The following is a 24,939-nucleotide window of genomic DNA, read 5'->3' on the forward strand; positions in this document are numbered from 1 at the left end:
CCCCGGCGGCCCGCTCAGTGGACCGGATCGCTTGGGCGGGACACCCCGGCCACCACACCATCGGTGCATGGACCTCATGGACATCCAGGCACCCCCGGCGGGCGCCTCCGCGGAGGCGGACGGCGTCACGTACCACTACATCGAGACGGGGCAGGGCAGCCCCACCGTCTTCCTCCACGGAGGCGGCCCCGGGTGCACCGGCTGGTCGGACTTCGGTCAGGTCTCGCGGCTCTTCGCCGCGGACCGCCGGTGCCTCCTGGTGGACATCCTGCAGTACGGCAAGTCCGCGAAGCCGGTCATCAAGGGCCCCATGTGGGACTACCACGCCGCCAAGACCGTGGCGCTGATGGACACCCTCGGCGTGGAGCGCGCCGACTTCGTGTGCAACTCCTGGGGCGGCACCATCGCGCTCAACCTGGCCGCCCTGTACCCCGAGCGGGTCCGGTCCCTCGTCATCACCGGCAGCATGCCCGTCTTCCACGGCCCGCTGGCCCCGCTGCCGGAAGGCGGCCGCCGCGGACGCAACGCCCGGGACGTGTACTACGGGGGGACCGGCCCGTCGTGGCAGAAGATGCGCGAGCTGATGGCACGCCTGGAGTGGTACGACCCGGACGCCATCCCCGACGCCACGGTGACGATGCGCCACGAGCAGAGCCTCGACCCGGAGGAGAGGGCGCTCGCCGGAGCCTCCGACAACCCGCGCGGCGACTGGCAGGACCTCACCGGCACACTCGGCCGCATCCAGGCGCCGACGCTCTTCATGTGGGGCATGTACGACGCGTTTCTCACCCCGGACTATCCGCTGATGCTGGCCCGCATGATCCCCCGGGGCAATCTGCACGTGATGAACGACGTCTCGCACCACCTCCAGGAAGAACGCCCCCACGACTACTACACCGTCGTCTCCGCCTTCCTGAATCAACAGCACGCCTGAACCAGCAGAACACCTGACACAGCGCGGAGGAAACGTGAGCGAGCCTGCTCTGCGGGTCGTCGAACTGTCCAGCCCGTTCGCCCGGTTCGCGGGCAGGCTGCTGGTCGGACTGGGCTACGAGGTCGTGCTCGTCGAACCGCCCGAAGGCGACGCGACCCGGCGCGAGGAAGGCGGTGACGCGTTCGCCCACTGGCACGCCGGGAAGCGTGCCGTGACCCTCGACCCGGCCACCCCCGACGGCGCGGCCGGGCTGCGCCGCCTGCTGGAGGGCGCCGACATCCTGCTCGACGGAACCCCCGGCGGCGCGGAGGCGAGCGCCGAAGGCCTCGACCACCTGGTGCACGTACGCGTCACCCCCTTCGGGCTGACCGGGCCGCGCGGCGGCTGGCAGGGCAGCGACTTCGTGGTGGCGGCGCTGGGCGGGATGCTCGCGCAGGTGGGCGACCCGGACGGCCCGCCGCTGCGGATGCCGGAGGGGCAGGCGGAACACCTCGCGGGCGTGGGCGCGGCCATCGCCGCCCTGCTCGGGCTGCGGGCCCGGCGGCGCGGCCCGGGCCAGCTCGCCGACGTCTCCGCGCAGGCGTGTGTCGCGGCCGCCCTGGAGGCGGGCTGCCTCGCCTACCTCCATGAGGACCGGGTCCCGGGCCGCCCGGGGCGGGTGCATCCGCTGGTGCCGCACGGGCTGTTCCGGGCCGCCGACGGCTATCTGGGCGGCGGGCTCGGGGGCAGTCCGCGCATGTGGGACGCACTGCTGGAGTGGCTGCGCGAGGAGGGCGCGGAGGCCGATCTCGCCGAGCCCCGGTGGCAGGACCCCGTCGAGCGCAAGAAGTACCAGGAGCATGTGTTCGCGGTGGTCCAGGACTTCCTGAGCCACCGGCCCAAGGCCGACTTCGCGGAGCGGGCCCAGGCCAGAAAGCTGCCCTGGGCGGCCGTCGACCTGCCCCATGAGCTGCCGGACAACCCGCAGCTCGCCGCGCGCGGCTTCTTCACCCGGCTGCGGACCCCGCAGGGGGAGCGGACCGACATCGGCTTCCCGTTCGCGTTCCCCGAGGGCCACCGGCCCGGGAAGCTCGACGTCCCCGGACCCGGCGCCGATCAGGGGCTGCTCGATGAGCGCCGCCCGGCCCGCCCGGTGGCCGCCGCCGCTGTCGACGAGCCCGTGCGGCCCGCGCTGCACGGCGTCCGCGTCCTGGATCTGACCTGGGTGCTGGCCGGTCCGTACTGCACCAAGGTGCTGGCCGACCACGGCGCCGAGGTCATCAAGGTCGAGTCCGCTGGCCGCCCCGACCCCACCCGGTTCGCCCCCTTCATGCACCTCTCCCGGGGAGACCACACCGACCCGAACACCAACGGCTACTTCAACGAGGTCAACCGCAACAAGCAGAGCGTCGCCCTCGACACCCGCACCGAGGACGGCCTCGCGGTGCTCCGCGAACTCATCGCGTCCTGCGATGTCCTCGTCGAGAACTTCAGCTCCACGGTCATGAAGAAACTGGGCCTCGGCTACGACGCGCTCCGCGAGATCAACCCGGGCATCGTGTACGTCAGCATGTCCGGGATGGGCCACACCGGGCCGCGCAACGGCTGGGTGTCGTACGCGGACACCGTATCCGCGAGCAGTGGACTGACCGGCCTCACCGGCTGGGGGCCGGACGACGTGGTCGGTGTGATCTACGGCCACGGCGACATCGTCGCGGGCCTCCAGGCCGCGCTGGCCACCGTGGCCGCGCTGGAACACCGCGACGAGACCGGGCGCGGACAGCACATCGACCTGTCCCAGCTGGAGGCGATCGCCGCGCACATGGGCACCAGCCTCCTCGCCGCCTCGCACCCGGAGCGGGAAGTGGCCCGGCCGAGGGGCAACACCCACCCCCGGTGGAGCCCCCAGGGCGTCTACCGGTGCCTGGGCGCCGACCGGTGGCTGGCCCTCAGCGTCCGCGACGACACGGAATGGGCGGCCGTGTGCGAGGTGATCGGGCGCCCGGAGCTGGCCACCGACGAGCGGACGGCCACCGCCGAGGCCCGCCGCCGGGCCGCCGACCTGGTGGACACCGCGCTCGGCGGCTGGGCGCGGGGCATGCCCGCCGACGCCGCCGCCGAGCTGCTCCAGGAGCGGGGCGTACCGGCCGGAGCCGTGCAGGACGGCCGCGAACTCGTCGAGCACGACCCGCAGTTGCGGGCGCGCGGCTTCTATGTGCACGCCCAGCACCCGGTCGCGGGCGGCTTCCTCCACGAGGGCCTGCCGATCCGCCTCACCCGCACCCCCGGCTCCCTCCGCACACCCGCGCCCGTACTCGGCGCCGACACCGACACGGTGCTGCGCGATGTGGCCGGGCTGACCGCCGAACGCATCCGGCAGCTGCGCGAGGCGGGGGTTCTGCGGTGAGCACACCGGGCGCGGCCATGACGCTCCCCGCTCTCCTCGACGCCGCCGCGGCCAAATTCGGCGACCGGGTGTTCCTGCGGGCCGACGGGGTGACCCGCACCTACCGGCAGTCCCGCGAGGCGGCGGCCACCATGGCGGGAGCGCTCGCCGCGCGCGGCTGCCGCCCCGGCGACCGGGTCGCGGTCATGTCCGGCAACCGCGTCGAGTTCACCGATCTGATCCTCGGCTGCGCCTGGCTCGGCGCGGTGCTGGTGCCGCTGAACACCGGGCTGCGCGGCGAGGGCCTGCGACACATCCTGCGCCAGGCCGAGCCGTCCTTCCTGTGCGCCGAGGAGGAGTTCACGGGACGTATCACGGCGGCGGGTTTCCGCGGCCCGGTGTGGACCATCGGCGGCGACGGCGCCCCGGCCCCAGGCGAGGCCGGGGCGCTGCCGCCCGCGACCGTGGGACCCGCGGACACCGCCGCCATCCTGTTCACCTCGGGCACCACGGGCGTCGCGCGCGGGGTGCGCTGCCCGCACGCCCAGTCCGTGTGGTGGGGCCGTAACGTCGCCGACTCCCTGCGCCTCACCTCGGACGATGTGCTCCACACCTGTCTGCCGCTGTTCCACACCAACGCCCTCAACACCCTGGCGCACGCCATGACCGTGGGCGCCGCGTGCGTGCTCGGGCGGCGGTTCTCCGCGGGCGGGTACTGGGCCGAGGTGGCGGAGGCCGGTGCCACCGCCGTGTATCTGCTCGGCGCGATGGTGCCCATGCTGCTGGCGCGGCCGCCCGGCCCCCACGACCGTGCGCACCGGGCCCGGCGCGGGCTGTCACCGGCCACCCCGGGCCCGGCGTACCAGCCGTTTCTGTCCCGTTTCGGCGTCACGCTGGTGGACGGATTCGGCTCCACAGAGACCAATCTCGTCATCGGGTCGACCCCCGCCCGCCACCGGCCCGGCTACATCGGCACCGTGCGCGACGGCTTCTCCGCGCGGGTGGTCGACGAACGGCTCGCTCCCGTCGCGGACGGCATGGCGGGTGAGCTGGTCGTCCGCAGCCACCGGCCGTTCGCCTTCTCCACCGGCTACCTGGGGGACGACCCGCCCCCGCCGCCCGACGCCTGGCGCCGCACCGGCGACCGGGTGATCCGCGAACCCGACGGATGGTTCCGCTTCGTCGACCGGATCAAGGACGTCATCCGGCGGCGCGGTGAGAACATCGCCTCGGCGGAGGTGGAGTCGGCGGTCCGCTCCCATCCGGCGGTGGCCGGGGCCGCGGCCTTCCCCGTGGCGTCGGAGCTGGCCGAGGACGAGGTCATGGTGGCGGTGACGGTCCGCCCTGACCGGGCGCTGGACCCGCTGGAGCTGGTGCGCCACTGCGAGGACGAGCTTCCGCCGTTCGCCGTGCCCCGCTACGTCGACATCGTCCCCGAACTGCCGCTCACCGCGACCGGCAAGATCCGCAAGGCCGTGCTCCGCGAGCGCGGGGTCACGGCGCACACCTGGGACCGTGCCGGTCAGCGGGGGGCGTCCCCGGTCAGCCGCCCGTCACCCACTCCGTGATGACCTTGGCGTACTCCTCGGGCAGCTGCTCCGGCGCGGGGACGTGTCCGCCGGGTACGACCCGTGTGTCGCAGCCGAGCGCCGCGGCGAACTTCTCCAGGGCGGGCAGCGAGTAGTGGTCCCCGTCGGCGCACACCGCGAGCGTCCGCGCGGTGATGTGCCGCAGACGCTGCTCCATCGCGTAGCGCCGGACCGCCACATGGCCTTCCTCCACCCGGTCCAGCACCGTCACCGCGTCGATCACATAGCGGTGCAGCGCCGCCTCCTCCCCCTCCCGGTAGAAGCCGCGCCGCCGGTTCCACAGCTCCAGCAGATGGGAACCGTCGGGCCGGGGGTCGACGTGGTCGACCGGCTTGCGCCGGTCGGCGGTGCGCCGCTTCTCGTCGTCGACGAAGGGCGTGGCGGAGAGCAGCAGGCTGGCGACGCGGTCCTGGTAGCGGGCGGCCAGCTCCACCGCGACGACACCGCCCGTGTGGTGCCCCACCAGGTGGAATCGCTCCAGGCTCAGCGCCTCGACGAGGGCCCCGGCGGCGTCGGCGAAGCGCTCGATCGTATGCGGCTCCTCGGGCTTCGCGGAGGCGCCGAAGCCCAGGGTGTCCATGGCGATGCCCCGGTGCACGGCCCCGACCAGCGGCAGCACCTGAAGGTACTCGGTCCAGGAACGCGGTGTCTGATGGAGCATCAGCACCGGCTCGCCCGTACCCGATTCGACATAGTGCAGCTGCCCGAAGGGGCTGGGCACATAGCCGCGCAGCAAGGAGTCCGTCATGAGTGACCTGCCTGTTCCATCGGACGGGAGGGAGCGGGAGGCGCGCCGATGGTGAACACTGTGGAGGCCCCGCACGCCGGGCACCAGGCAACCGGTCCGCTCTGCGAACCGCCGGCCGGGGCGTTCGGCATGGCCGATCGGGCGCTAAGAATGCGATAGGCCGCCTCATGACTCTCGATTGCGGCGCGAGGACGCCTTAGGGTATATGCCGATATGTCGATGGACTCGGCAGGTCGCGTACGCACCTGGTGCGATGAGCGGCTTCCCCTGCTCTCGGCGGTCGGTGTCCAGCTCACGGACCGCGAGGTGATGGAGCACGCGCTGACGCAGGCGGTGTCCGAACTGGGCGGTATCGCGGGAGCGGTGCACTGGTCGTGCGGGCCCGCGGGCAGCCACGAACTGCGTCTGGTGCTCGCGGGCGGGCTGCCCCGGTCCGCCCTCCAGGAGTGGGAGGAGATCCGGGAGGACGACCCGGCGCTCGCCCCCGCCCGGGCCGTACGGGACGGCGCGTTCGTCTGGCTGCCCGCCGCCGACGGGCGCGTTCCGGGCGCGCGCTGCCCGGACACCGAGCGTGTCCGTCCGTACGCGCACGGCAGACTTCCCGAGGCGACCATGGTGGCCGCCGTCCCCCTGTTCGGCGAGGACACCCCCGTCGGCGCGCTGTCCGTGTTCACCGGGCCCGGCGCGCCCACCGCGGAGCAGCGCGGCTTCCTGCTGGAGATGGCCCGCTGGGCCTCCGGGCGGCTGTCGCGGCCCGCCCCCGTGGCGGGCCGGGCCCCTCCGTGGTGGCAGGTGCAGCCCGCCGGCTCCGGGCTCCGCCAGGCCCTGGTGGCGGCGAAGGTCGGTTCCTGGGAGTGGGACATCCGTACCGGCGAGATGGTCTGGGACGCGGCGGGGCTCGCACTCCTGGGCATACCGGAGGACTACGAACGCCGCATCGAGAGCTGGGTCGGCCTGATCCACCCCGAGGACGTACCGCGGGTCATGGCCGCCACGCAGGAGGCGCTGCACGGGCGCGGTGTGTACGAGGCCGAGTACCGGGTGTGCCGCCCGGACGGCACCACCGGCTGGGTCCAGAGCCGTGCCCACCTGGCGGTCGACGGGCGCGGCGAACCCGTCCGCATGATCGGCCGGGTCTGGGACACCACCGAGAGCCGCATCGCGCGGGAGTCCGTGGGGCAGGCGCTGCGCTTCATGAGCGACGCGTTCTGGGCGGTGAACCGGGAGTGGCGGATCACCTTCCTCAACGTCGAGGCCGAGCGCCTCGTCGGACCGTCCGTGGACGTGCTGGGCGGGCCGCTCTGGGACGGCCCCGCGGGCCTGGTCCCCGAGCTGGAGGCCCGCTGCCGGCACGCCGCGCTCGACGGCACACCGGCGGGGTTCGACATCCGGTGGCCCACCGACGGCCGCTGGTACCACATCCGGCTGGTCCCGGTGCCCGACGGGTTGACCGCCTACCTCACCGATGTCACCGACACCCGCACCCGGGCGGCGCGGCGGGAGGCGGCCGAGCGGTCCGCCGCCGAGCAGGCGGCGAGGATACGCGGGATGACGAGCGCGCTCGCCGAGGCGGTGACCACCCACGACGTCGTCGAGGTGGCCGCCGCCCACATGCTGTCCCCGTTCGGCGCCTCGGGCCTGCTGGTCCAGGTGCTGGAAGGCGAGCGGCTGCACGTGGTCGGGGCCGTCGGATATCCGCAGACGTTCCTGCGCAAGATCGACGGGATCGCGGCGGCCGACAGCCACCCGCTCCTCCACGAGGTGATCGCCTCGCGCCAGCCCCGCTTCATCGCCTCGGCCGCCGAGTACGTCGAGCTGGCCCCCGGCCTCGCCGACTACCCGGCCCTCGCGGAGAAGAACGCCTGGGCCCTCCTGCCCCTGATCGCCTCCGGCGATCCCAGCGGCGTGTGCGTCGTCGCCTTCGCCGAGCCCCGCCGCTTCTCCGCCGACGACCGCACCCTGCTGACGGCCCTGAGCGGCATGGTCGCCCATTCCCTGTCCCGGGCCCGGCTCTACGACGCCGAGCACGCCCGCGCCCAGGCGCTGCAGCGCGGTCTGCTGCCCCAGGACCTGCCCACGCCGTCCGCCGTCACCGCGGCCGTGCGGTATCTCCCGGCCAGCAGCGGTACGGAGGTCGGTGGCGACTGGTACGACATCATCCCGCTGTCCGCGGAGCGGGTGGCGCTCGTCATCGGCGATGTGATGGGCCACGGGCTGGCCGAGGCCGCCACCATGGGACGACTGCGCACCGCCGTGCACACACTGGCCAACCTGGAGCTGCCCCCCGAGGAGGTCCTCGCCCACCTCAACGACATCGTCAGCGACCTCGGCGACGACTCCTTCGCCACCTGCCTGTACGCCGTCTACGACCCGGTGTCCGGGGTCTGCTCCATGGCGCGCGCGGGCCACCCTCCGCCGCTCCTGGTGCGCCCCGACGGGGTCGTGGAGTGCCTGGACATCGAGCCCGACCCGCCGCTGGGCGCCGCCGAACCCCCGTTCAGTACGGCCGAACTGCGACTGCCCGGCCACGGCCTGCTGGTGCTGTACACCGACGGCCTGGTCGAGTCCGCCACCCGCGACATCGACGTGGGCATCGCCGAGTGCTCCCGGGTCTTCACCACCGACGCCGGACGGCGCCTGGCGGGCCCCGGCGATCCGCCCCCGGCCTGCGGTCCGGGCGAGGACCACCGCGAGGAGCGCGGACGGCTCGACCGCCTCTGCGACACCCTTCTCGACGCCATGCTGCCCGCCCAGCAACTGACCACGGACGACACCGCCGTGCTCGTCGCCCGGCTGCACCGCACCGCCCCCGAGAACATCTCCGTCCGGCGGCTCCCCGATGAGCCGGTGGCGGCCTCCCTCGCCCGCGAACACGTCCGCGATCAGCTGACGGCGTGGCATCTGGACGAGCTGGTCACGACCACCGAACTCCTCGCCAGCGAGCTGGTCGGCAACGTCGTCCGGCATGCGCGGGGCCCCGTCCGGCTGCGCCTGATCCGCGGCTGGACACTCATCTGCGAGGTCTCCGACGGCAGCGCCACCACACCGCGCATCCGCCGGGCCGCCGAAATGGACGAGGGCGGACGCGGTCTGCAACTGGTCGCCGCGATCTCCCAGCGCTGGGGCACGCGCTACACCGCCGACGGCAAGTGCATCTGGACGGAACAGCCCATCCCGCCCCGGCGCTCCTGAACGTCCCCTCCGTGAAGGTCAGTTGACGTAACCTCCTGGTTGACATGTCCGCCTCCACAAGGCCAACCAGGAGGACACAGTGCGGCCAAGCTCCCGCATCCGCAAGGTCTCGTTCATCCTCGGCACCGCCATCGCCCTGGTCGTCGCATTGCCCGGAAGCGCTCTCGCGGACCCGCCGAAGGCCCTGCCCGGCAACGCGGAGGCGCTGGAGCAGACGTTCCAGCCCGCCTACGACTACGACACCGACGGCTGCTACCCCACCCCCGCCATCGGCCCCGACTCCACGCTGAACGGTGGACTCAACCCCTCCGGGGCGCCCAACGGGCAGTGCCGCGACGCCCCGGACCTCGACAACACCAACGGATACGCGCGCTCCAAGTGCAACAACGGCTGGTGCGCCGTCATGTACGGCCTCTACTTCGAGAAGGACCAGGCGTCGGTCGGCGGACACCGCCACGACTGGGAACACGTCGTGGTGTGGGTGCAGAACGACCAGGCCCAGTACGTCTCCACCTCCGCCCACGGCGGGTTCACCACCTACGGCCGCGACCAGGTCCGGTGGGACGGAACCCACCCGAAGATCGTCTACCACAAGGACGGACTGAGCACCCACGCGTTCCGCCTCGCCAACACCAATGACGAACCGCCGGAGAACCACTACCACGCCTGGCAGTTCCCCACTCTGGTCGGCTGGAACGGCTACCCCGCGGGCCTGCGCGACAAGCTGAGCCAGGCCGACTTCGGCAGCGCCAACTTCGGCCTCAAGGACGCCGGCTTCGCCGACCACCTCCAGAAGGCCAAACCGTCGGGCATCCCCTTCGACCCTGCCGCGTGACCGGATAACCCCAGTTCAGCCCAGGGCACGGTCGAGGTTGAAGGCCGCGCTGATGAGCGCGAGATGGGTGAACGCCTGCGGGAAGTTGCCGATCTGCTCACCGGTGCGGCCGATCTCCTCCGCGTACAGCCCGCAGTGGTTGGCGTACGTCAGCATCTTCTCGAACGCGAGCCGCGCCTCGTCCAGCCGTCCGGCCCGGGACAGCGCCTCGACGTACCAGAACGAGCAGATCGAGAAGGTGCCCTCTTCGCCGCGCAGCCCGTCCGGGCTGGCCTGGGGGTCATAGCGGTAGACCAGCGAGTCGGACACCAGCTCCTCGCCCAGCGCGTCCAGGGTGGACAGCCACTTGGGGTCGGCCGGGGAGATGAACTTGGCCAGCGGCATCATCAGTACGGAGGCGTCGAGCACATCGTCGCCCTCGTGCTGCACGAACGCGTGCCGCCGCGGTGACCAGCCGTTTCGCATGATCCGGCGGTAGATCCGGTCGCGGGTCCGCGACCAGCGGGGCATGTTCGCGGGCAGGCCGCGGTGGGTGGCGATGCGCATCGCCCGCTCGATCGCGACCCAGCACATCAGCCGCGAGTACAGGAAGCACTGGGGGCCGGCGCGGGTCTCCCACACGCTCATGTCCGGCTGGTCCCAGTGGTCGCAGACCCAGTCGACCAGTTCGCACACGGTGTCCCAGTGGTCGCTGGCCAGTGGCTTCCCCCATTTGTCGTAGAGGTAGAGGGAGTCCACCAGCGCGCCGTAGATGTCCAGCTGGAGCTGGTTGACGGCCCCGTTGCCGGCCCGGACCGGGGCCGAGCCCAGATGGCCCTCCAGATGGGAGAGTTCCTCCTCGGTGAGTTCGCTGCGGCCGTCGATGCCGTACATGATCTGCAGCGGCCCGCCGGGGCCCTCCCGCAGTCGGATGTTCTCGGACAGGAAGCGCACGAAGGCTTCGGCCTCGTCGGTGAATCCGAGCCGCAGCAGCGCGTAGACGCAGAACGCGGCGTCACGAATCCATACGTACCGGTAGTCCCAGTTGCGTTCCCCGCCGATCTGCTCGGGCAGACTCGCCGTCGGCGCCGCCACGATGGCGCCGGTCGGCGCGTAGGTGAGGAGCTTGAGGGTGAGCGCCGAGCGGTGCACCATCTCCCGCCAGCGTCCGCGGTAGCGGGACTGGGAGAGCCAGCGGCGCCAGTACCGCACCGTGGTGTCGAACAGCTGCTCCGCCTCGGCCAGCGGACAGGGCCGCGGTCGCACCGGGCCGCCGATCCGGTCGAGCGCGAACACCGCGGCCTCGCCCTCGGCCAGCTTGAACGAGGACACCGCGTCGAGGCCGTCGGTCTCCACCGTGACGCTGCACGTCAGCGCCAGGGACAGATCGGGGGAGTCGAACACGGTGAGGCCGCCCTGCCGGACGCTCACCGTATGCGTCTGCCGTCCGTAGTCGAAGCGGGGTGCCACCCGTGCGGTGAAGGGCAGCGAACCGCGTACGCACAGCACCCGGCGGATCATCCGGTGGCGGTCGGCCTCGCGGGAGTCGTCCTCGACCGGCATGAAGTCCTGCACCTCGGCGACACCGTCGTCCGCGAAAAAGCGGGTGATGAGGATGTTGGTGTCGGGGAAGTAGAACTGCTTCGTCCGGGCGGGCGCGTCCGGGGCCAGCTCGAACGCACCGCCACGGTCGGCGTCCAGGATCGACGCGAACACACTCGGCGCGTCGAAGCGGGTGGGGCAGTACCAGTCGATCGTGCCGTTCGTGCCGACGAGCGCGGCCGTCCGCAGATCGCCGATCAGGCCGTGTTCCGCGATGGGCAGATACCGGGGGGTGTCCGCCCTGCAGGGGCGAAGGCTCTCGGCGACGGTCATCGCTACCTCCCGCGCTCGCCGGTCGCGGTACCTCGGATTTCAGGATACGTCCGTAGCGATACGCGTGTGGATACGGACGTACGGCACCGCCCCGCGCGGGCCGCCGTCACTGCCCGTCGGTGGCGATGGCCTTCAGCATCGGCACCCGCGCGGCTTGGCGCCCCGGCCACAGGGAGGCGAGCACACCGATCACGGCGGCCGCGACGAAGAAGAGGGCCGTCCTGACCCACGGGATGACCAGGGGGATGTCCTCGCCGAGGACGGCCACCGCGCCGAGGACACTGCCGACGCCGACACCGAGCGCGGAGCCGAGGAGGGAGATGGTCACCGATTCGATGCGCAGGACGGAGGCGACACCCCGGCGGTCCAGGCCGATGGCGCGGAGCATGCCGATCTCCCGGACCCGTTCGAAGACGGCCATGCCCATGGTGTTCACCACTCCGAGGGCGCCGATCAGCACGGTGACGCTGAGCATGGCGTACATGATGTTCAGGAACGGGGCCGTCTGCGCGGTGGCCGCCGCCCGCGCGTCGGCGCGGTCCTCGACCAGCAGCGCGGGGTTGTCCAGGGCGCGCCGGATCTCCCGCTGAAGCGCGTCCGTACGGCCGGGGGCGGCCTTGACCAGGACCGATCCGACATAGGGCCGGTCCCCGGCGGCTGCCGGGCGCGGCAGGGACCGGTCGGACACCAGGGCGGACGCCATGCTCTCCGGGCCGTCGTAGACCGCGACGACGGGCAGACTGGTCCGCCCGCCCGTGCCGGTGAAGGCGCCGCTGACGCGGGAGCCGAGCCGCCAGCCACGCTCGGCGGCCAGCTCCTCCGTGATCGCGATGCCCCGGCCGAGGCGGTCCAGCGAGCCCTCCCGCACGGTGATCGGCGCCAGCCGTTCCACCGTGGCGGGGTTGACGGCGGTGACCCCGATGGAGTCGTGGCCGGACAGGTCGAGATAGGTGTTGACGACAGGCGAGACGGCTTCCGCGTCGGCGAGCCGGGCGACCCGGGTGGCGGTGTCGTCGCCCACCTCCGCGAAGGGGACGGCCGTGATGCGCAGGTCCGACGTCATGGACTGGTCGACCTCCTGCTCGTCGTGGCGATTCACCGACGTCACGGCCACCGTGACCGCGGTGATCATCGCCAGGCCGACCATGAGGGTGGTCGCGGTGGCCGCCGTACGCCGTGGGTTGCGGCGGGCGTTCTCCACGGCGAGCTTGCCGCGGATGCCCGCCAGCCGGGTCAGCGGGGAGCGCAGCAGCGCGGTGACGCCCAGGGCGAGCAGAGGCGTGAGGACGATCAGGCCGATGAGGAGGACGGGTACGGCGGCGTAGAGCAGGTCCGCCTCGCCGACGGCGGCACCCAGCAGCAGCGCACCGCACACCGTCACGGCCACGCCGATGACACTGCGGCGGCGCAGCGAGGCGGCCGTCGAGGGCTCGACCGTACGCAGCGCCGCCACCGGCGGCACCCCCGCCGCACGGCGGGCCGGAAGCCACGCCGACAGGACGGTGACGCCGACGCCGACCGCGAACGCCGCGGTGAGGGGCGTGGCGGACAGCAGCCGCACCGGGGCGGCCGGTCCTCCGGTGGCACCGAACAGGCTGCCCAGCAGCGTCGCGACACCGGTCCCCAGCGCGTATCCGGCGATCGAGGCGACCGTCCCGACCAGGGCGGCTTCCGTCAGCACCCGGCGCATCACCTGGCCCCGGGTGGCGCCGACGGCCCGCAGCAGCGCGTGTTCCCGGGCGCGGGCGGCGCTGAGCATGGTGAAGGTGTTGGCGACCAGGAAGGTGGAGACGAACAGGGCGACCCCGGCGAAGCTCAGCAGCAGCTGCGTGAGCTTGTCGCCGTCCCCGGTGGCGGCGGCCGCGGACTCCAGCTCTGCCCGGGTGGCAGCCTTGACACCGGACGGCAGCACCTTCCGCGCCTCCTGCGCGAGCCGGGTGTCCGACGCGCCGTCGGCCGCGGTCAGGGTGATCGCGGAGTAGCTGCCCCGGGCGGGCGCGAAGTACCGCTCGGCGGTGGCGGAGTCGAAGGCGGTGAGCGTGCCGTCGGCCTCCAGCCCGCTGTCATGGGCGGTGAAGAGCCCGACCAGCTCGGCGCTTCGGGCCGTACCGCCCACCACCACGCGCGCCCGGTCACCCACCCGGTACCCGGCTCGCTCGGCGGTCCGCCGGTCCATGGCGACCTCCCCGGACGTCACCGGGCCACGGCCCGAGGCGAGCGGATAGCGGATGTCCTCGCCACCGTCGCCGGGCACGTAGTTGACGCCCGCCGCCCGGGACAGGTCACCCACCAGGGAGCCATCGGAGCCCGCCACGAAGGAGGGGCCCTCCACCACACCGCGCGCAGCGGCCGCCGAGGGCAGCTTCCGCAGCCGGTTCAGCAGTGCGCCGTCGAGCAGGGAGGCCTCGTCGGGGGAGTACGGTTCGATCCGCACCGACACATCGGGCTGGGAGTCGGTCTGTGCGCGGGCGACGGCCGCCTTCACCGAGTCGCCGTAGAGCAGCGAACCGGTCACGAACGCCACACCGAGCAGGACGGCGAGGGCGGGCATCGCGAAGCGGAGCCGGTGGGAGCGGAGGGTGCGCAGAGCGGTGCGGAGCATCGACGGCCTTCGGGATCGGTTGAGCGGTGCGGTTCGCGCCGTGTGAGCGGGGCGAACGGCGTGAGCGGTTGGAGCGGTTCGATCCTGTCGCTGCGGCCCGGGGCGGCGAATCCACTGGATGGCCGAAACGGCCGGTGCCCCGCCCGCCTGCCCTCGGCCGAAAGGCTGATGTGGCGCGGGCCGCACGGCCGTACCGTGAACCGTCATGATCACCGAGTTCCGGGCCCGCTCCCGCCCGCGGCGAATCCAGCTGTGCCTGGGCGGCGCCGTACTGGTCGCCCTCGTGGCTCTGGAGGCGCTGAACACCCCGTATCCGCCGACGGCGTTGGCGACGGTGGTGTCCGGGACGCTGTGTCTGCTCGCCCTGGCCGTGCCCGAACGACTCTTCGTGCGGTACGCCCTGCTCGCGACGGCCGCGTCCTGCGCGCTGACCCTGGTGGAGACGGGGTTGTCCCGGCGTCCCGAGAACACCCCGGGCATGATCGAGCTGTGCGCCCTGCTGTGGCTCATCACCCGCGCCGTGCGGCGCTGTTCCCCGCTGATGGCCGTCCTGCTCCCCGCGGCCCCGGCCCTCGCCGTCGTCGTTCTTCCGCTCCGGATCGCCGAACGGGGCGAAAGCCTCAACAACGTGATCACCGTGACCGCGGTGTGTGTGCCGTTCATGGTGGTGCTGGGGCTGTGCCTGCGCCTGTACGACGCGCTGCGGGACCGGCAGCGCGAGGCGATTCTGCAGACACAGCGCCTGGAACACGCCCGGGAGCTGCACGACTTCGTGGCGCACCACGTGACCGCGATCGTCGCCCAGACCAAGGCCGCGCGGTTCACCGCGGCGGCCGGTCACGCCCAGTCCCCGGAAGATCTGGACCAGATGCTCGCCCACATCGAGCGGGCCGGATCGCAGGCGCTCGGGTCGATGCGCGCCATGGTCTCCAGCCTGCGGGACACCACCGCGCCCGCCGCCACCAGCCCCACCGGCGGCCTGACCGGACTGCGGGACCTCACCCGGGAGTTCTCCGCGCTGGGACCGTCCGCCGAACTGACCCTCGACCCGCGGCTCACCGGCCGCCCGCTGCCGCCCGAGATCACCACCGCCGTCCACCGTGTGGTGCAGGAGTCCCTGACCAACGTCCGCAAACACGCCGCCGGAGCGGGCCGGGTCGACGTACGGATCGGGCTGCGCCCCGGCGCGCCCGAGGAGTTGGAGGTGTCGGTGGCCGACGACGGCCGCGGCGGCGCCCCGGCCGCCCGCGCGGAGGCGGGCGGCGCGTGGAACGGGGGCGGCTACGGCCTCGTCGGCCTGACCGAGCGGATCGAGCGGGCCGGTGGCCGTCTCGCGGCCGGACCGGGCGAGGGCGGCGGCTGGCACGTCCTGGCCCTCCTGCCGCTGGACGCCGTCTAGTGTCCTCCGGAGGACGGGCGGGGCGCCTGCGATCATGGACGATATGACGATCCGGGTACTCCTCGCCGACGACCAGGAGATGGTCCGTGCCGCGTTCCGCATGATCATCGACTCCCAGCCGGACATGCGGGTGGTCGCCCAGGCGGCGGACGGCGCCGACGCGGTCGATCAGGCCCGGTCCTTGCGCCCCGACGTCTGCCTCCTGGACATCCGCATGCCCCGGCTGGACGGTCTGGAAGCCACCCGGCTGCTCGCCGGACCCGACGCTCCCGACCCGCTGAACGTCCTCATCGCCACCACCTTCGACCTCGACGAATACGTCTACCGCGCGCTGCGCAACGGCGCGTGCGGTTTTCTCCTCAAGGACGGCGCCCCCGGACTGCTCACCGAGGCGGTGCGGGCCGCGGCGGCGGGCAACTCGCTGATCTCCCCCTCGGTGACCGTCCGCCTCCTCGCCCAGATGGCTCCCCACCGCCCCGGCCCCGCCGCCCCCTCCGAGGTCCGGCCGGACCGTAGGGCAGGGGGCGGCGGGCGTCAGGCGCCGACCGAGCCGCTGACCCAGCGCGAGCTGGACGTCGTACGCCGGGTGGCCCGGGGCCGCACCAACGAGGAAGTGGCCGCCGACCTCTACATCACCCTGTCCACCGTCAAGACCCACCTCGGCAACGTGCAGCGCAAGCTCGCCGCGCGCAACCGTGTCGAAATCGCCGCCTGGGCCTGGGAGAACGGGATCTGCCAGGGCGACGCGGGCTGACCGGGCCCGGGTCAGCCACGGGCGAGCGCGTGCGCGGGCGGGATGCGCAGCGCCTGACGGGTCGGCAGCTCGACGGTGAGGAACGCGATGCCCGCCACCACCACCGCGACGACCGGCGCCAGCCACGGCGGACCCGCGGGCCACGGGCGGTGCAGGAAACCGGCGGACAGCAGCACCAGGGGGACGACGGACAGCGCCAGCCCCGTGACGAGCGCCAGCCCGGAGATCAGCGCCGCCTCGCGCCGCATCATCGCCAGGATCTGGCGCGGTGTGGCGCCGATCAGCCGGAGCGCGGCGAGTTCGGTGCGCCGCTGCGTCGTGGTGGCGATCAGCTTGTTGGCGATCCCGAGCAGCAGGTAGCCGAGCAGCACCGCCAGCACCGCGATGTTGATCCACAGCTCGGGCGCGGTGCCGCCCACACCCCCGAGCCCGGGCCCGGAACGGTCGTCGTCCAGGGCCAGGCCCGGCCGGGACGCGGCCAGCGCGGCCACCTGACGCCGGGTCTCCTCGGCGCCGTCGGTACGGATCAGCACGCTCTGGTCGAGACCGGCCGTGGTGTGTCCGGCTGCCAGGTCCCTGGAGAGCACCACGGGACCGAAGCCGAGGCCGCGCGCGTACGTGGCCACCACCCGGGCGGTGACCCGGGCCCCGTCGCCGAGCACCAGGTCCACCGTGTCGCCCACGGCCGCGCCGCGTGACCCGGCGGCATCGGTGGAGACCGCGACGGTGGCGCCACTGAGTTTCGCCAGGCTGCCGTCGCGCACGTCCAGATCGAGGACGCCCGGCGCCTCCGGGGTCAGCACCAGCGCGGAGCTGCTCTCGATCTCGGGTTCGCCCAGCATCCGGTACGGCCACAGGACGGTGGTCGAGGTGACCGGGGCCGCCGCCCGTACACCGGGGGTGTCGCGCAGCGCGGGAAGCACATCGCCGGGCATGCCCCCGAGTCCGGGCGCGCTCATCCCGAGCTGCGCCCGGGTGGCGTCGCGGAGGTCACCGGACGTGGCCGCCATCACCGTGGTCTGGGTCAGGGTGTAGGTGAGGGTGAACACCACGGCCATCGCGAGGGTGCTGATGGCCGCCGCGGAACGCAGCGCGTATCCATGGCTGTTGGCCACGGCCAGCCAAGTCGGCGCCGAGGCGTCGGCCGGAAGCCTCCTCGCCAGCAGTCGGCCGACGCCGCCCACCAGGGCGGGACCGGCCAGCGCGAGCCCGATCGCCGCGATGAGACCGGCCAGGGCGGTGGCCGCCGCCCCGGCCTGCGACCGGGCCAGCAGCGGTGTGACCGAGGCCCCGGTGCCCGCGACGATCATCGCCAGACCGGCCTGGGCGCGCGCCTTCGAGGGGGTGCGCGGTTCGCTGCGCGACTCGGCGACCGCCTCGGTGGCCGGTCTGCGCGACGTACGCCACGCGGCGGACCGGGCCGCCACCCATACGACGCCGACCAGCAGCAGCACGGCCACGATCGCCGGAAGCGGGCCGAGGGTCAGCGGCAGTGCGTCCGGGAGCATCCCGTTCGAGACCAGCAGCTCGCGGAACCGTTCGGCCAGCGGATAGCCGAGGGCGGCACCGGGGACGGCCGCGACGACCGCGATGATGACGGCCTGGCGGGCCGCGAGTTGACGGATCTGGCGCGGTGTCGCGCCGACGGCGCGCATCAGGGCGAGTTCCCGCCGCTGGGCCCCGATCGACACCGACAGCGCGCCGCCCACGATGAAACCGACGACCAGCACGGTGACCCCGGCCAGCGACCCCGCCAGGGTGGGCAGCAGGGAGCGGGCGGCGGACGTACCGGGCGCCTCGGCGTCACCCCGGTCCGCCCCGGTGGACACGGTCAGCCCGCTGCCCCGGACGGCGCGGCGGACCTCGGCGGCGACCGAGTCACCGGCGCCCGGTTCGGCGCGTACCGCGATCAGGTCCACGCTGCCGGGACGGGGGTGGTGGCCGGTCAGCCGCGCCGCCGTGGCGTCGGCGAACCAGAGACCGCTTCCGGCGGCGTCGACCACGGCCGAGACCCGGTAGCGGGCCGAGCGCCCGGCGGCGGTCACCGTGACCCGGTCACCGGCTCGTGCGCCCGCGGCCTTGGCGGTGCCATGGTCCAGGGCCACGTCACGCGGACCGGCCGGGGGTGTGCCGGTGATACGGGGGTGCGCCAGCAGGGCGGTCGAGGACCAGCCGTGTCCGGTGGCACCCGGATCGTCCGCCGGTACGGCCCCGCCCTCCGGGGTGACGACCGCGGCGGGGAAGCTCCGGTCGCCGACCGCGTCGGCCACACCGGGCAGCTTCGCCACCCGGTCGACGAGTCCGCCCGGCACCCTGGCCCGTTCCGGCAGCGCGATGGGCAGGTCCCCCTCCGGGTGGAAGGTCTGGCTGCCGGACACCACGACATCGGCACCGGCGAGCCGCTCCACCGGCGCGTGCGAACGCCAACCCGACTCGGCCAGCACACCGATATCGGTGACCATCGCCGCGCCGCCCAGCGTCGCGCACGTGACGGCCAGCAGCGCGGCGATCCTGCGGCGCACCATGTGCCACGCGAGGTACAGCATCGTCACTCCGTTTCCAGGCTGGTCACGCACTGGGCCAACTCGGCCGCGGTGGGCGCCTTCAGCGTCTCGACGACCCGCCCGTCGGCCATGACCATCGCGAGGTCGGCCCGCGCGGCGGCGGCCGGGTCGTGGGTGACCATCACCACCGTCTGGCCGAGGCCGTCCACCAGGTCGCGCAGCAGCCCGAGCACCTCACGGGCGGTCTTCAGATCCAGCGCGCCCGTCGGCTCGTCGGCGAACACCACCGCGGGCCGGGACACCAACGCCCGTGCGATCGCGGCGCGTTGCTGCTGGCCACCGGAGAGTTCGGCCGGACGGTGCGCGAGCCGCCCCGTCATCCCGACCCGCTCGATCAGTCCGCTCACCCACCCCCGGTCGGGTTTCTCACCGGCCAGCCGCAGCGGCAGCAGGATGTTGTCCTCGATGGTCAGGGACGGCACCAGGTTGTAGGACTGGAAGACGAAGCCCACGGAGCGTCTGCGCAGCTCGGTGCGGTGTGCCTCGTCCAGCCCGCCGATCTCCGTACCGTCGATGAAGGCACGTCCGCCGGTCGGCGAGTCCAGCCCCGCGGCGCAGTGCATCAGCGTGCTCTTGCCGGAGCCCGAGGGCCCCATCACGGCGACGAACGTGCCGCGCTCCACGGTCAGCGACACCTCGTCCAGGGCGCGGACACCGCCGGGGTACGTCTTGGTGACACCGGCCAGCTCCACCGCCGGTGTGTGACGGGACGTCAGAGCTTCGTGATGCCGGGTACGGATGAGCCTCATGAGCGCCGCCCATGCCTGCGGTGGTGGGCGACGAGCGCGACGGCACACGCCAGGGTGGCCACGCCGAAGCCGATGCCGACGAACACGCTCAAGCCCCCGATGGACGACGTCACCATGTTGCCGACCGCGAAGACCACCAGCAGCAGCCACAGCACGGGACGGACGAACCCGGTCCCGTCACGCCCGTCATGCGCGGATTGCGGCCGTGGTGTCTCCGGGCCCGCGAAACCGCGGTAGGGATCGGTCACGTAAAACTCCTCGTACGTCGGGGCGTTGGGCACGGAACGACGCTACGAACCGGCGGCGCCACCGGCGATCCGGCCAGCGGGAGACCCGGGGTACAGCAGGCTGTACCTCGCCCCGGGGCGAGGTGACGGCAGCTCGCGGGTGCCTTATCGTCCCGGTCCAGGAGGTGGGGATGGACACACACGGGGTGACGGCGCGGACCGACGCCACACGGGCCGGTCCGGGAGCCGCGCCACGGTCCGGTCCGGGGCCCACCCGCCCGTGGGACGCGTTCGCCCGCGGCCGGACCGTCCTGGACGCCTTCGACCAGCTCGCCGGGGGACTCGCCACCTCGATCCTGGCCGTGGTCATGCTGGTGTGGCTGGTCGCCACCGCGCTCGCGTGCCTCGTCGGGGTGGGGCTGCCGCTGGTGCCCGTCACCCTGCGCGGGCTGCGTGCCGTGGCCAACCGGGAGCGCGCCCGGCTGTCCCGGTGGGGCCCGGAAGTCCTGGTACCGGAGCCGGGTCCGACGCGGCTGCGGGCTGCCGCCGCCGACCCCGCCGTCCGGCGGGAGACGCGCTGGCTGGTCTGCCACGCCACCGCCGGGCTGCTGCTCGCGCTGACCGGCCTGACGCTGCCGCTCTCCGCGGCCACCGACGCCACGTTCCCGCTGTGGTGGCGGCTGGTGCCACCGGAGCAGGCCGCCCCGTCCCCGCTGCCGCTGTGGACCGTGCACGACTGGCCCGGCGCCTTCGCGGTCTGCCTGCTGGGGCTCGGCTGGATCGCCGTCGTCGCGGGCGTGGCACCGGGCATGGCGTGGCTCCAGGCGTGGCCGGGGCGGCGGCTGCTCGCGGCCGCCCCGGGCACCGATCTCGCCCTGCGCGTCGCCCAGCTCACCGCGACCCGGGCCGCCGCCCTGGACGCGCACGCCACCGAACTGCGGCGGATCGAGCGGTCGCTGCACGACGGGACGCAGAACCGCATGGTCGCCGTCACCGTCCTGCTCGGCGCGGCCCGCCGCGCCGTGGCCCGCGACCCGTCCCGCGCCGACGCCATCCTCGAACAGGCCCAGAGCGCCGCCGAGCAGGCGCTCGCCGAACTCCGCGGCGTCGTCCGCACCATCCTGCCGCCGGTGCTGGCCGACCGGAGCCTGACCGACGCGCTCACCGGCCTGGCCGCCGACTCCCCGGTGCCCTGCCGGATCGACGCCGACGTACCCGGCCGGTGCGCCGTGTCCGTCGAGGCCACCGCCTACTTCGTGGTGGCCGAGGCGCTCACCAACGTGGCCAGGCACAGCCGCGCCCGCCACGTCACCGTCACCGTCCGCACCCACGACGGCCGACTGCGCCTGCGCGTCACCGACGACGGGCGCGGGGGAGCGGACGAACACGGCGGCTCCGGGCTCGTCGGCATCCGCCGCCGCACCGAAGCACACGACGGGACACTCGTCCTCACCAGCCCACCCGGTGGGCCCACGACCCTGGAGGTAGACCTGCCATGCGGATTGTGATCGCCGAGGACGATCCGCTGCTGCGCGAAGGGCTCGCGCTGCTGCTGCGCGCGGAGTCCCTCGACGTGGTGGCCACCACCGGCACCCCCGACGGCTTTCTGGACGCCGTCGCGGCCCATACGCCCGATGTCGCCATCGTGGACGTCCGGATGCCGCCGACCCACACCGACGAGGGGATCGCCGCGGCCGTGGAGGCCCGCCGCCGCCGCCCCGACCTGGCCGTCCTCGTGCTGTCCGCCTACGTCGAGCAGGCCTTCGCCACCGATCTGCTCGCCGAGGGCAGCGCCCGGCTCGGCTACCTCCTCAAGGAGCGGGTCGGCCGGGTCGAGGAGTTCCTGACCGCGCTGCACCGGGTGGCGGACGGCGGCACCGCCATCGACCCCGAGGTCGTCGCGCAGCTCTTCGCCCGCACCCGGCCCGACACCCGGCTGGACCGGCTCAGCCCGCGCGAACGCGACGTCCTGGCCCTGATGGCCGAAGGGCTGGGCAATACCGCCATCGCCGAGCGGCTCGTCGTCACCGAGGGCGCCGTCCACAAACACATCCGTAACATCTTCGCCAAGCTCGGACTGGCCCCCGCCGACCGCACCGACCGGCGCGTGGCCGCCGTGCTGCACTACCTGGAGGACGCCCACCGCCGCGTCTGACGACCCCGTGTTGTGGGCAGCGTTCCCCCGCACGGCACAGCACGGCACGCACGGCACAGCACGGATCGTCGAGGAGATCGGAAGGTTCGTATGAGTGACACGCATCGGTCGCGGCAGTGGTACGAGGGCGAGTCCCGCGACGCGTTCATCCACCGCGCCTGGATGCGGCGCGGCCTCCCCGACCACGCCTTCGACGGACGCCCACAGATCGTCATCTGCAACACCTGGTCCGAACTCACCCCCTGCAACAGCCACTTCCGCGAAATCGCCGACCATGTGAAACGGGGCGTGTGGGAGTCCGGCGGGGTGCCGCTGGAGCTTCCGGTGCCCTCGCTGGGCGAGACCCTGCTGCGCCCCACCGCGATGTTCTTCCGCGACCTCGCCGCGATGGTGACCGAGGAACTCATCCGGGCCAACCCCGTCGACGGGGTGATCCTGCTCGGCGGCTGCGACAAGACCGTACCGTCCCTGCTGCTGGGCGCCGCGTCGGTCGACCTGCCCACTCTGATGGTCACCGGCGGCCCCATGCTGAACGGCTCGTGGCAGGGCCGCCCGCTGGGCTGCGGCACCGGGGTGTGGGAGCTGAGCGAGGAGGTGCGGGCCGGGCGGATGGAACGCTCGGAGCTGCGCCGGGCCGAGTCGGCGATGATCCGCAGCCGGGGACACTGCAACACCATGGGCACGGCGTCCACCATGGCCTGCGCCGCCGAGGCGCTGGGCATGACCCTGCCCGGCAACGCGGGGCTCCCGGCCCCCGACAGCCGACTGCTGGAGCTGTCCCACGCCGCGGGCAACCGCGTCGTCGACATGGTGCGCGAGGACCTGCGGCCCAGCGCGGTCCTGACCGCGCAGGCGCTGCGGAACGCGGTGCGCGCGGTGGCCGCCATCGGCGGTTCCACCAACGCGGTCGTCCATCTGCTGGCCCTCGCCCGCCGGGTCGGGGCGGACTTCGGCCTGGACGACATCGACCGCGCGGGCCGGGGCGTCCCCCTGCTCGCCGATGTGCAGCCCGCGGGCTCCCACCTCATGGAGGACTTCCACCGCGCCGGTGGCCTGGACGCCGTCCTCGGGGAGATCAGGGACCAGCTGGAACCGGCCGTCACCGTCTCCGGCCGCTCCCTCACCGCGCAGCTCTCCGGCCTGACCAGCACCGACCTCACCGTCATCCGCACCGCGAAGGAGCCGATCGCCCGGCACGCCGGGCTCGCCGTGCTCCGCGGCAACCTCTGTCCCGACGGAGCCGTCATCAAGCCCGCCGCCGCGACACCGGAGCTGCTGCGCCACCGGGGCCGCGCCCTGGTGTTCGACGGGATCGAGGACTTCCGGACCCGGATCGACGACCCGGACCTGGACGTCGACGCCTCCGATGTGCTCGTCCTGCGCGGCTGCGGACCGCGCGGCTACCCCGGCATGCCCGAGGTGGGGAACATGCCGCTGCCGCCCGCGCTGCTGCGGGCCGGGGTGCGGGACATGGTGCGGATCAGCGACGCCCGCATGAGCGGAACCGCCTTCGGCACCGTCGTCCTGCACATCGCGCCCGAGTCGGCGGCGGGCGGCCCGCTGGGGCTGGTGCGCTCCGGCGACTGGATAGAGCTGGACGTCGAGCGGCGGCGCTTGAGGCTGGACGTACCGGACGACGAACTCGCCGCACGGCAACCGGTGTCCGCCGCCGCGCCACCGGCCACCGGCGGATGGGAGCAGATCTACCGCGACCACGTCGAACAGGCCGACCTCGGTGCCGGACTGGACTTCCTCACCGGCACCCGCGGCTCGTTCGTCGCCCGCGAATCACACTGAGGGCGGGACACCGCGGCCGCCCGGACACGCACAGTGCGTGCCCGGGCGGGACGGGCCCCACAGCGGGGTCACAGGAACGGCCCAGGTCCGGGAAAGGTTCGCCCCCTACCCTCCGGGCATGCCCACGACGCGTTCCACGGACGAGGCCCTGGCGCAGACCGCCGTACGAGCCCTGATCTCCCAGGCGGAGCTGACCCCCAAACCGGGCCTCGCGGACACCCGCGATCTGCAGGCCCGCGCCACCGGCACCGATCTGCTCGCGCTGCGCTGGTCGGCCAAGGCGCTGGCGCCCGGCTTCGCGGCCATGGCCGCCGCCGCACGCCGCCCCGGCGAGCCGACGCGTGCGCTCCGTGAGGAGCTGGGCGCCATCGGCCGCTGCGCCGAGTGGACCATGGCGCGGGCCGGTGGCGACCCGGCCGGTGACCGCGCCGGTGGCGGTCCGGCCACCGGCCGTCTCCACTATGGGGCGCTGTGGGTACTGGGGCTGCTGGTGGCGGCCGCCGCCCTGGAACCCGGCGCCGCCCCCTTTGAGCTGACCGCCACCGCCCGGCAGCTCGCGTCCCACGCCGACCGCGGCGCCCCGCGCAGGCCGTCGGCGGGCTCGCAGGTCTCCGCCACCTACGGGGCGGCGGGTGCGCGTGGCGAGGCGCGGGCCGCCTTCCCGCATGTGCGCCGCGCCCTGGACGTCCTGTCCCGGACCCGTGCGGCGGGGGCCACCGAGACCCAGGCCCGCCTCGACGCGCTGCTCACCGTGATGAGCACCCTCCAGGACACCGGACCGCTGTACCAGGCGGGGCCGCCCGCGCTCCGGCGGGTGCAGGACGGCGCCCGCGGTGTGCTGGAGGCGGGCGGCGCCACGTCCGCCCAGGGCGCGGCCGCCCTCGCCACTCTCGACGCCGAGCTGCGCGGGACCGGTGTCGCGCCGCGCGGCAGCGCCGCGGTGCTGGCGGGGGCGCTGTTCCTGGACGCGCTCCCGGCGACGGGCCGCCCCCGGGACCGGGTCGCCGGGGCGAGGGGTTAGCCTGGGGGCGCTCCACCGGACACGGGGTGCCCCCACACGGGGGCTGAGATCACACCCGTCGAACCTGAACCAGTTAGCACTGGCGGAGGGATGTCATCGATGCCATTGCCGCATGCTGCCACCGACCCGGCCATCACCGGCGCGGAATCCGTCT

General features: G+C 73.6%; 17 protein-coding genes and 1 riboswitch. Of the genes, 11 read left to right on the forward strand and 6 right to left on the reverse strand.

The genetic code is table 11. The features are described from left to right. The first annotated feature begins 67 nt into the window (after positions 1–67). The 3 genes from ABZ370_RS05825 to ABZ370_RS05835 are packed head-to-tail and all read left to right on the forward strand — an operon-like array spanning position 68 to position 4,867. Positions 68–934 carry an alpha/beta hydrolase gene (locus tag ABZ370_RS05825; protein WP_358616948.1) on the forward strand — a complete coding sequence of 289 codons (867 nt, stop codon included), beginning with the start codon at positions 68–70 and terminating at the stop codon, positions 932–934. A 34-nt stretch (positions 935–968) separates the two neighbouring features. After that, positions 969–3,320, forward strand: coding sequence for a CoA transferase (locus tag ABZ370_RS05830; RefSeq protein ID WP_358616950.1), 2,352 nt, complete (start codon positions 969–971; stop codon positions 3,318–3,320). Beyond that, positions 3,317–4,867 (forward strand): AMP-binding protein, encoded by a 1,551-nt coding sequence (locus ABZ370_RS05835; protein WP_358616953.1) that lies wholly within the window; start codon positions 3,317–3,319, stop codon positions 4,865–4,867. The genes ABZ370_RS05830 and ABZ370_RS05835 overlap by 4 nt, the downstream gene beginning before the upstream one ends. On the opposite strand, the gene ABZ370_RS05840 is transcribed toward ABZ370_RS05835, so the two are convergent. Beyond that, a complete protein-coding gene (locus ABZ370_RS05840) occupies positions 4,842–5,636 on the reverse strand; it encodes an alpha/beta fold hydrolase (RefSeq protein ID WP_358616955.1) in 795 nt (264 codons plus the stop codon). The two genes, ABZ370_RS05835 and ABZ370_RS05840, sit on opposite strands and share 26 nt — an antisense overlap. 219 nt (positions 5,637–5,855) lie before the next feature. Here ABZ370_RS05840 and ABZ370_RS05845 point away from each other — a divergent pair, with 219 nt between their 5' ends. Both ABZ370_RS05845 and ABZ370_RS05850 read left to right on the forward strand, forming a co-directional pair. Then, positions 5,856–8,828, forward strand: coding sequence for a SpoIIE family protein phosphatase (locus tag ABZ370_RS05845; protein WP_358616957.1), 2,973 nt, complete (start codon positions 5,856–5,858; stop codon positions 8,826–8,828). A gap of 79 nt (positions 8,829–8,907) precedes the next feature. After that, complete coding sequence (locus tag ABZ370_RS05850; protein ID WP_358616960.1) at positions 8,908–9,663, forward strand: NPP1 family protein; 756 nt, start codon at positions 8,908–8,910, stop codon at positions 9,661–9,663. 15 nt (positions 9,664–9,678) lie between these two features. Here the strand turns inward: ABZ370_RS05850 and ABZ370_RS05855 are convergent, their stop codons facing one another. Beyond that, on the reverse strand, positions 9,679–11,517 hold the full coding sequence (locus ABZ370_RS05855; RefSeq protein ID WP_358616963.1) for a glycoside hydrolase family 15 protein: 1,839 nt from the start codon (positions 11,515–11,517) through the stop codon (positions 9,679–9,681). Positions 11,518–11,623: 106 nt separating this feature from the next. Then, a complete protein-coding gene (locus ABZ370_RS05860) occupies positions 11,624–14,119 on the reverse strand; it encodes an FtsX-like permease family protein (protein ID WP_358616965.1) in 2,496 nt (831 codons plus the stop codon). Between the two features lie 205 nt (positions 14,120–14,324). On the opposite strand from ABZ370_RS05860, the gene ABZ370_RS05865 reads away from it, so the two are divergent. Next, a complete protein-coding gene (locus tag ABZ370_RS05865; protein WP_358616968.1) occupies positions 14,325–15,518 on the forward strand; it encodes a histidine kinase in 1,194 nt (397 codons plus the stop codon). A 43-nt stretch (positions 15,519–15,561) separates the two neighbouring features. Further along, complete coding sequence (locus ABZ370_RS05870) at positions 15,562–16,272, forward strand: response regulator transcription factor (RefSeq protein WP_358616971.1); 711 nt, start codon at positions 15,562–15,564, stop codon at positions 16,270–16,272. An 11-nt stretch (positions 16,273–16,283) separates the two neighbouring features. On the opposite strand, the gene ABZ370_RS05875 is transcribed toward ABZ370_RS05870, so the two are convergent. From ABZ370_RS05875 to ABZ370_RS05885, 3 genes are read right to left on the reverse strand one after another with little or no spacing between them, the layout of a single operon-like run. Next, on the reverse strand, positions 16,284–18,818 hold the full coding sequence (locus ABZ370_RS05875; protein WP_358616973.1) for an ABC transporter permease: 2,535 nt from the start codon (positions 18,816–18,818) through the stop codon (positions 16,284–16,286). A 2-nt stretch (positions 18,819–18,820) separates the two neighbouring features. Beyond that, positions 18,821–19,585 (reverse strand): ABC transporter ATP-binding protein, encoded by a 765-nt coding sequence (locus tag ABZ370_RS05880; protein WP_358616976.1) that lies wholly within the window; start codon positions 19,583–19,585, stop codon positions 18,821–18,823. Then, on the reverse strand, positions 19,582–19,833 hold the full coding sequence (locus tag ABZ370_RS05885; RefSeq protein ID WP_358616978.1) for a hypothetical protein: 252 nt from the start codon (positions 19,831–19,833) through the stop codon (positions 19,582–19,584). Before ABZ370_RS05885 ends, ABZ370_RS05880 begins: the two co-directional genes overlap by 4 nt. A gap of 170 nt (positions 19,834–20,003) precedes the next feature. On the opposite strand from ABZ370_RS05885, the gene ABZ370_RS05890 reads away from it, so the two are divergent. The 4 genes from ABZ370_RS05890 to ABZ370_RS05905 all read left to right on the forward strand — a co-directional run bounded on the left by ABZ370_RS05890 (position 20,004) and on the right by ABZ370_RS05905 (position 24,785). Then, the gene (locus tag ABZ370_RS05890; RefSeq protein WP_358616981.1) at positions 20,004–21,320 is read left to right on the forward strand and encodes a sensor histidine kinase; all 1,317 of its coding nucleotides are present in this window, start codon (positions 20,004–20,006) and stop codon (positions 21,318–21,320) included. Then, positions 21,308–21,967 (forward strand): response regulator transcription factor, encoded by a 660-nt coding sequence (locus ABZ370_RS05895; RefSeq protein ID WP_358616983.1) that lies wholly within the window; start codon positions 21,308–21,310, stop codon positions 21,965–21,967. Before ABZ370_RS05890 ends, ABZ370_RS05895 begins: the two co-directional genes overlap by 13 nt. A 90-nt stretch (positions 21,968–22,057) precedes the next feature. After that, positions 22,058–23,764, forward strand: a complete 1,707-nt coding sequence (locus ABZ370_RS05900) for an IlvD/Edd family dehydratase (RefSeq protein WP_358616986.1) — start codon at positions 22,058–22,060, stop codon at positions 23,762–23,764. A 118-nt stretch (positions 23,765–23,882) separates the two neighbouring features. Further along, positions 23,883–24,785 (forward strand): triphosphoribosyl-dephospho-CoA synthase, encoded by a 903-nt coding sequence (locus tag ABZ370_RS05905; RefSeq protein ID WP_358616989.1) that lies wholly within the window; start codon positions 23,883–23,885, stop codon positions 24,783–24,785. Between the two features lie 12 nt (positions 24,786–24,797). Then, positions 24,798–24,893: riboswitch (TPP riboswitch) on the forward strand. Positions 24,894–24,939 lie beyond the last annotated feature (46 nt).

This window comes from Streptomyces sp. NPDC005962, from assembly GCF_040629205.1.
Lineage (GTDB): Bacteria > Actinomycetota > Actinomycetes > Streptomycetales > Streptomycetaceae > Streptomyces.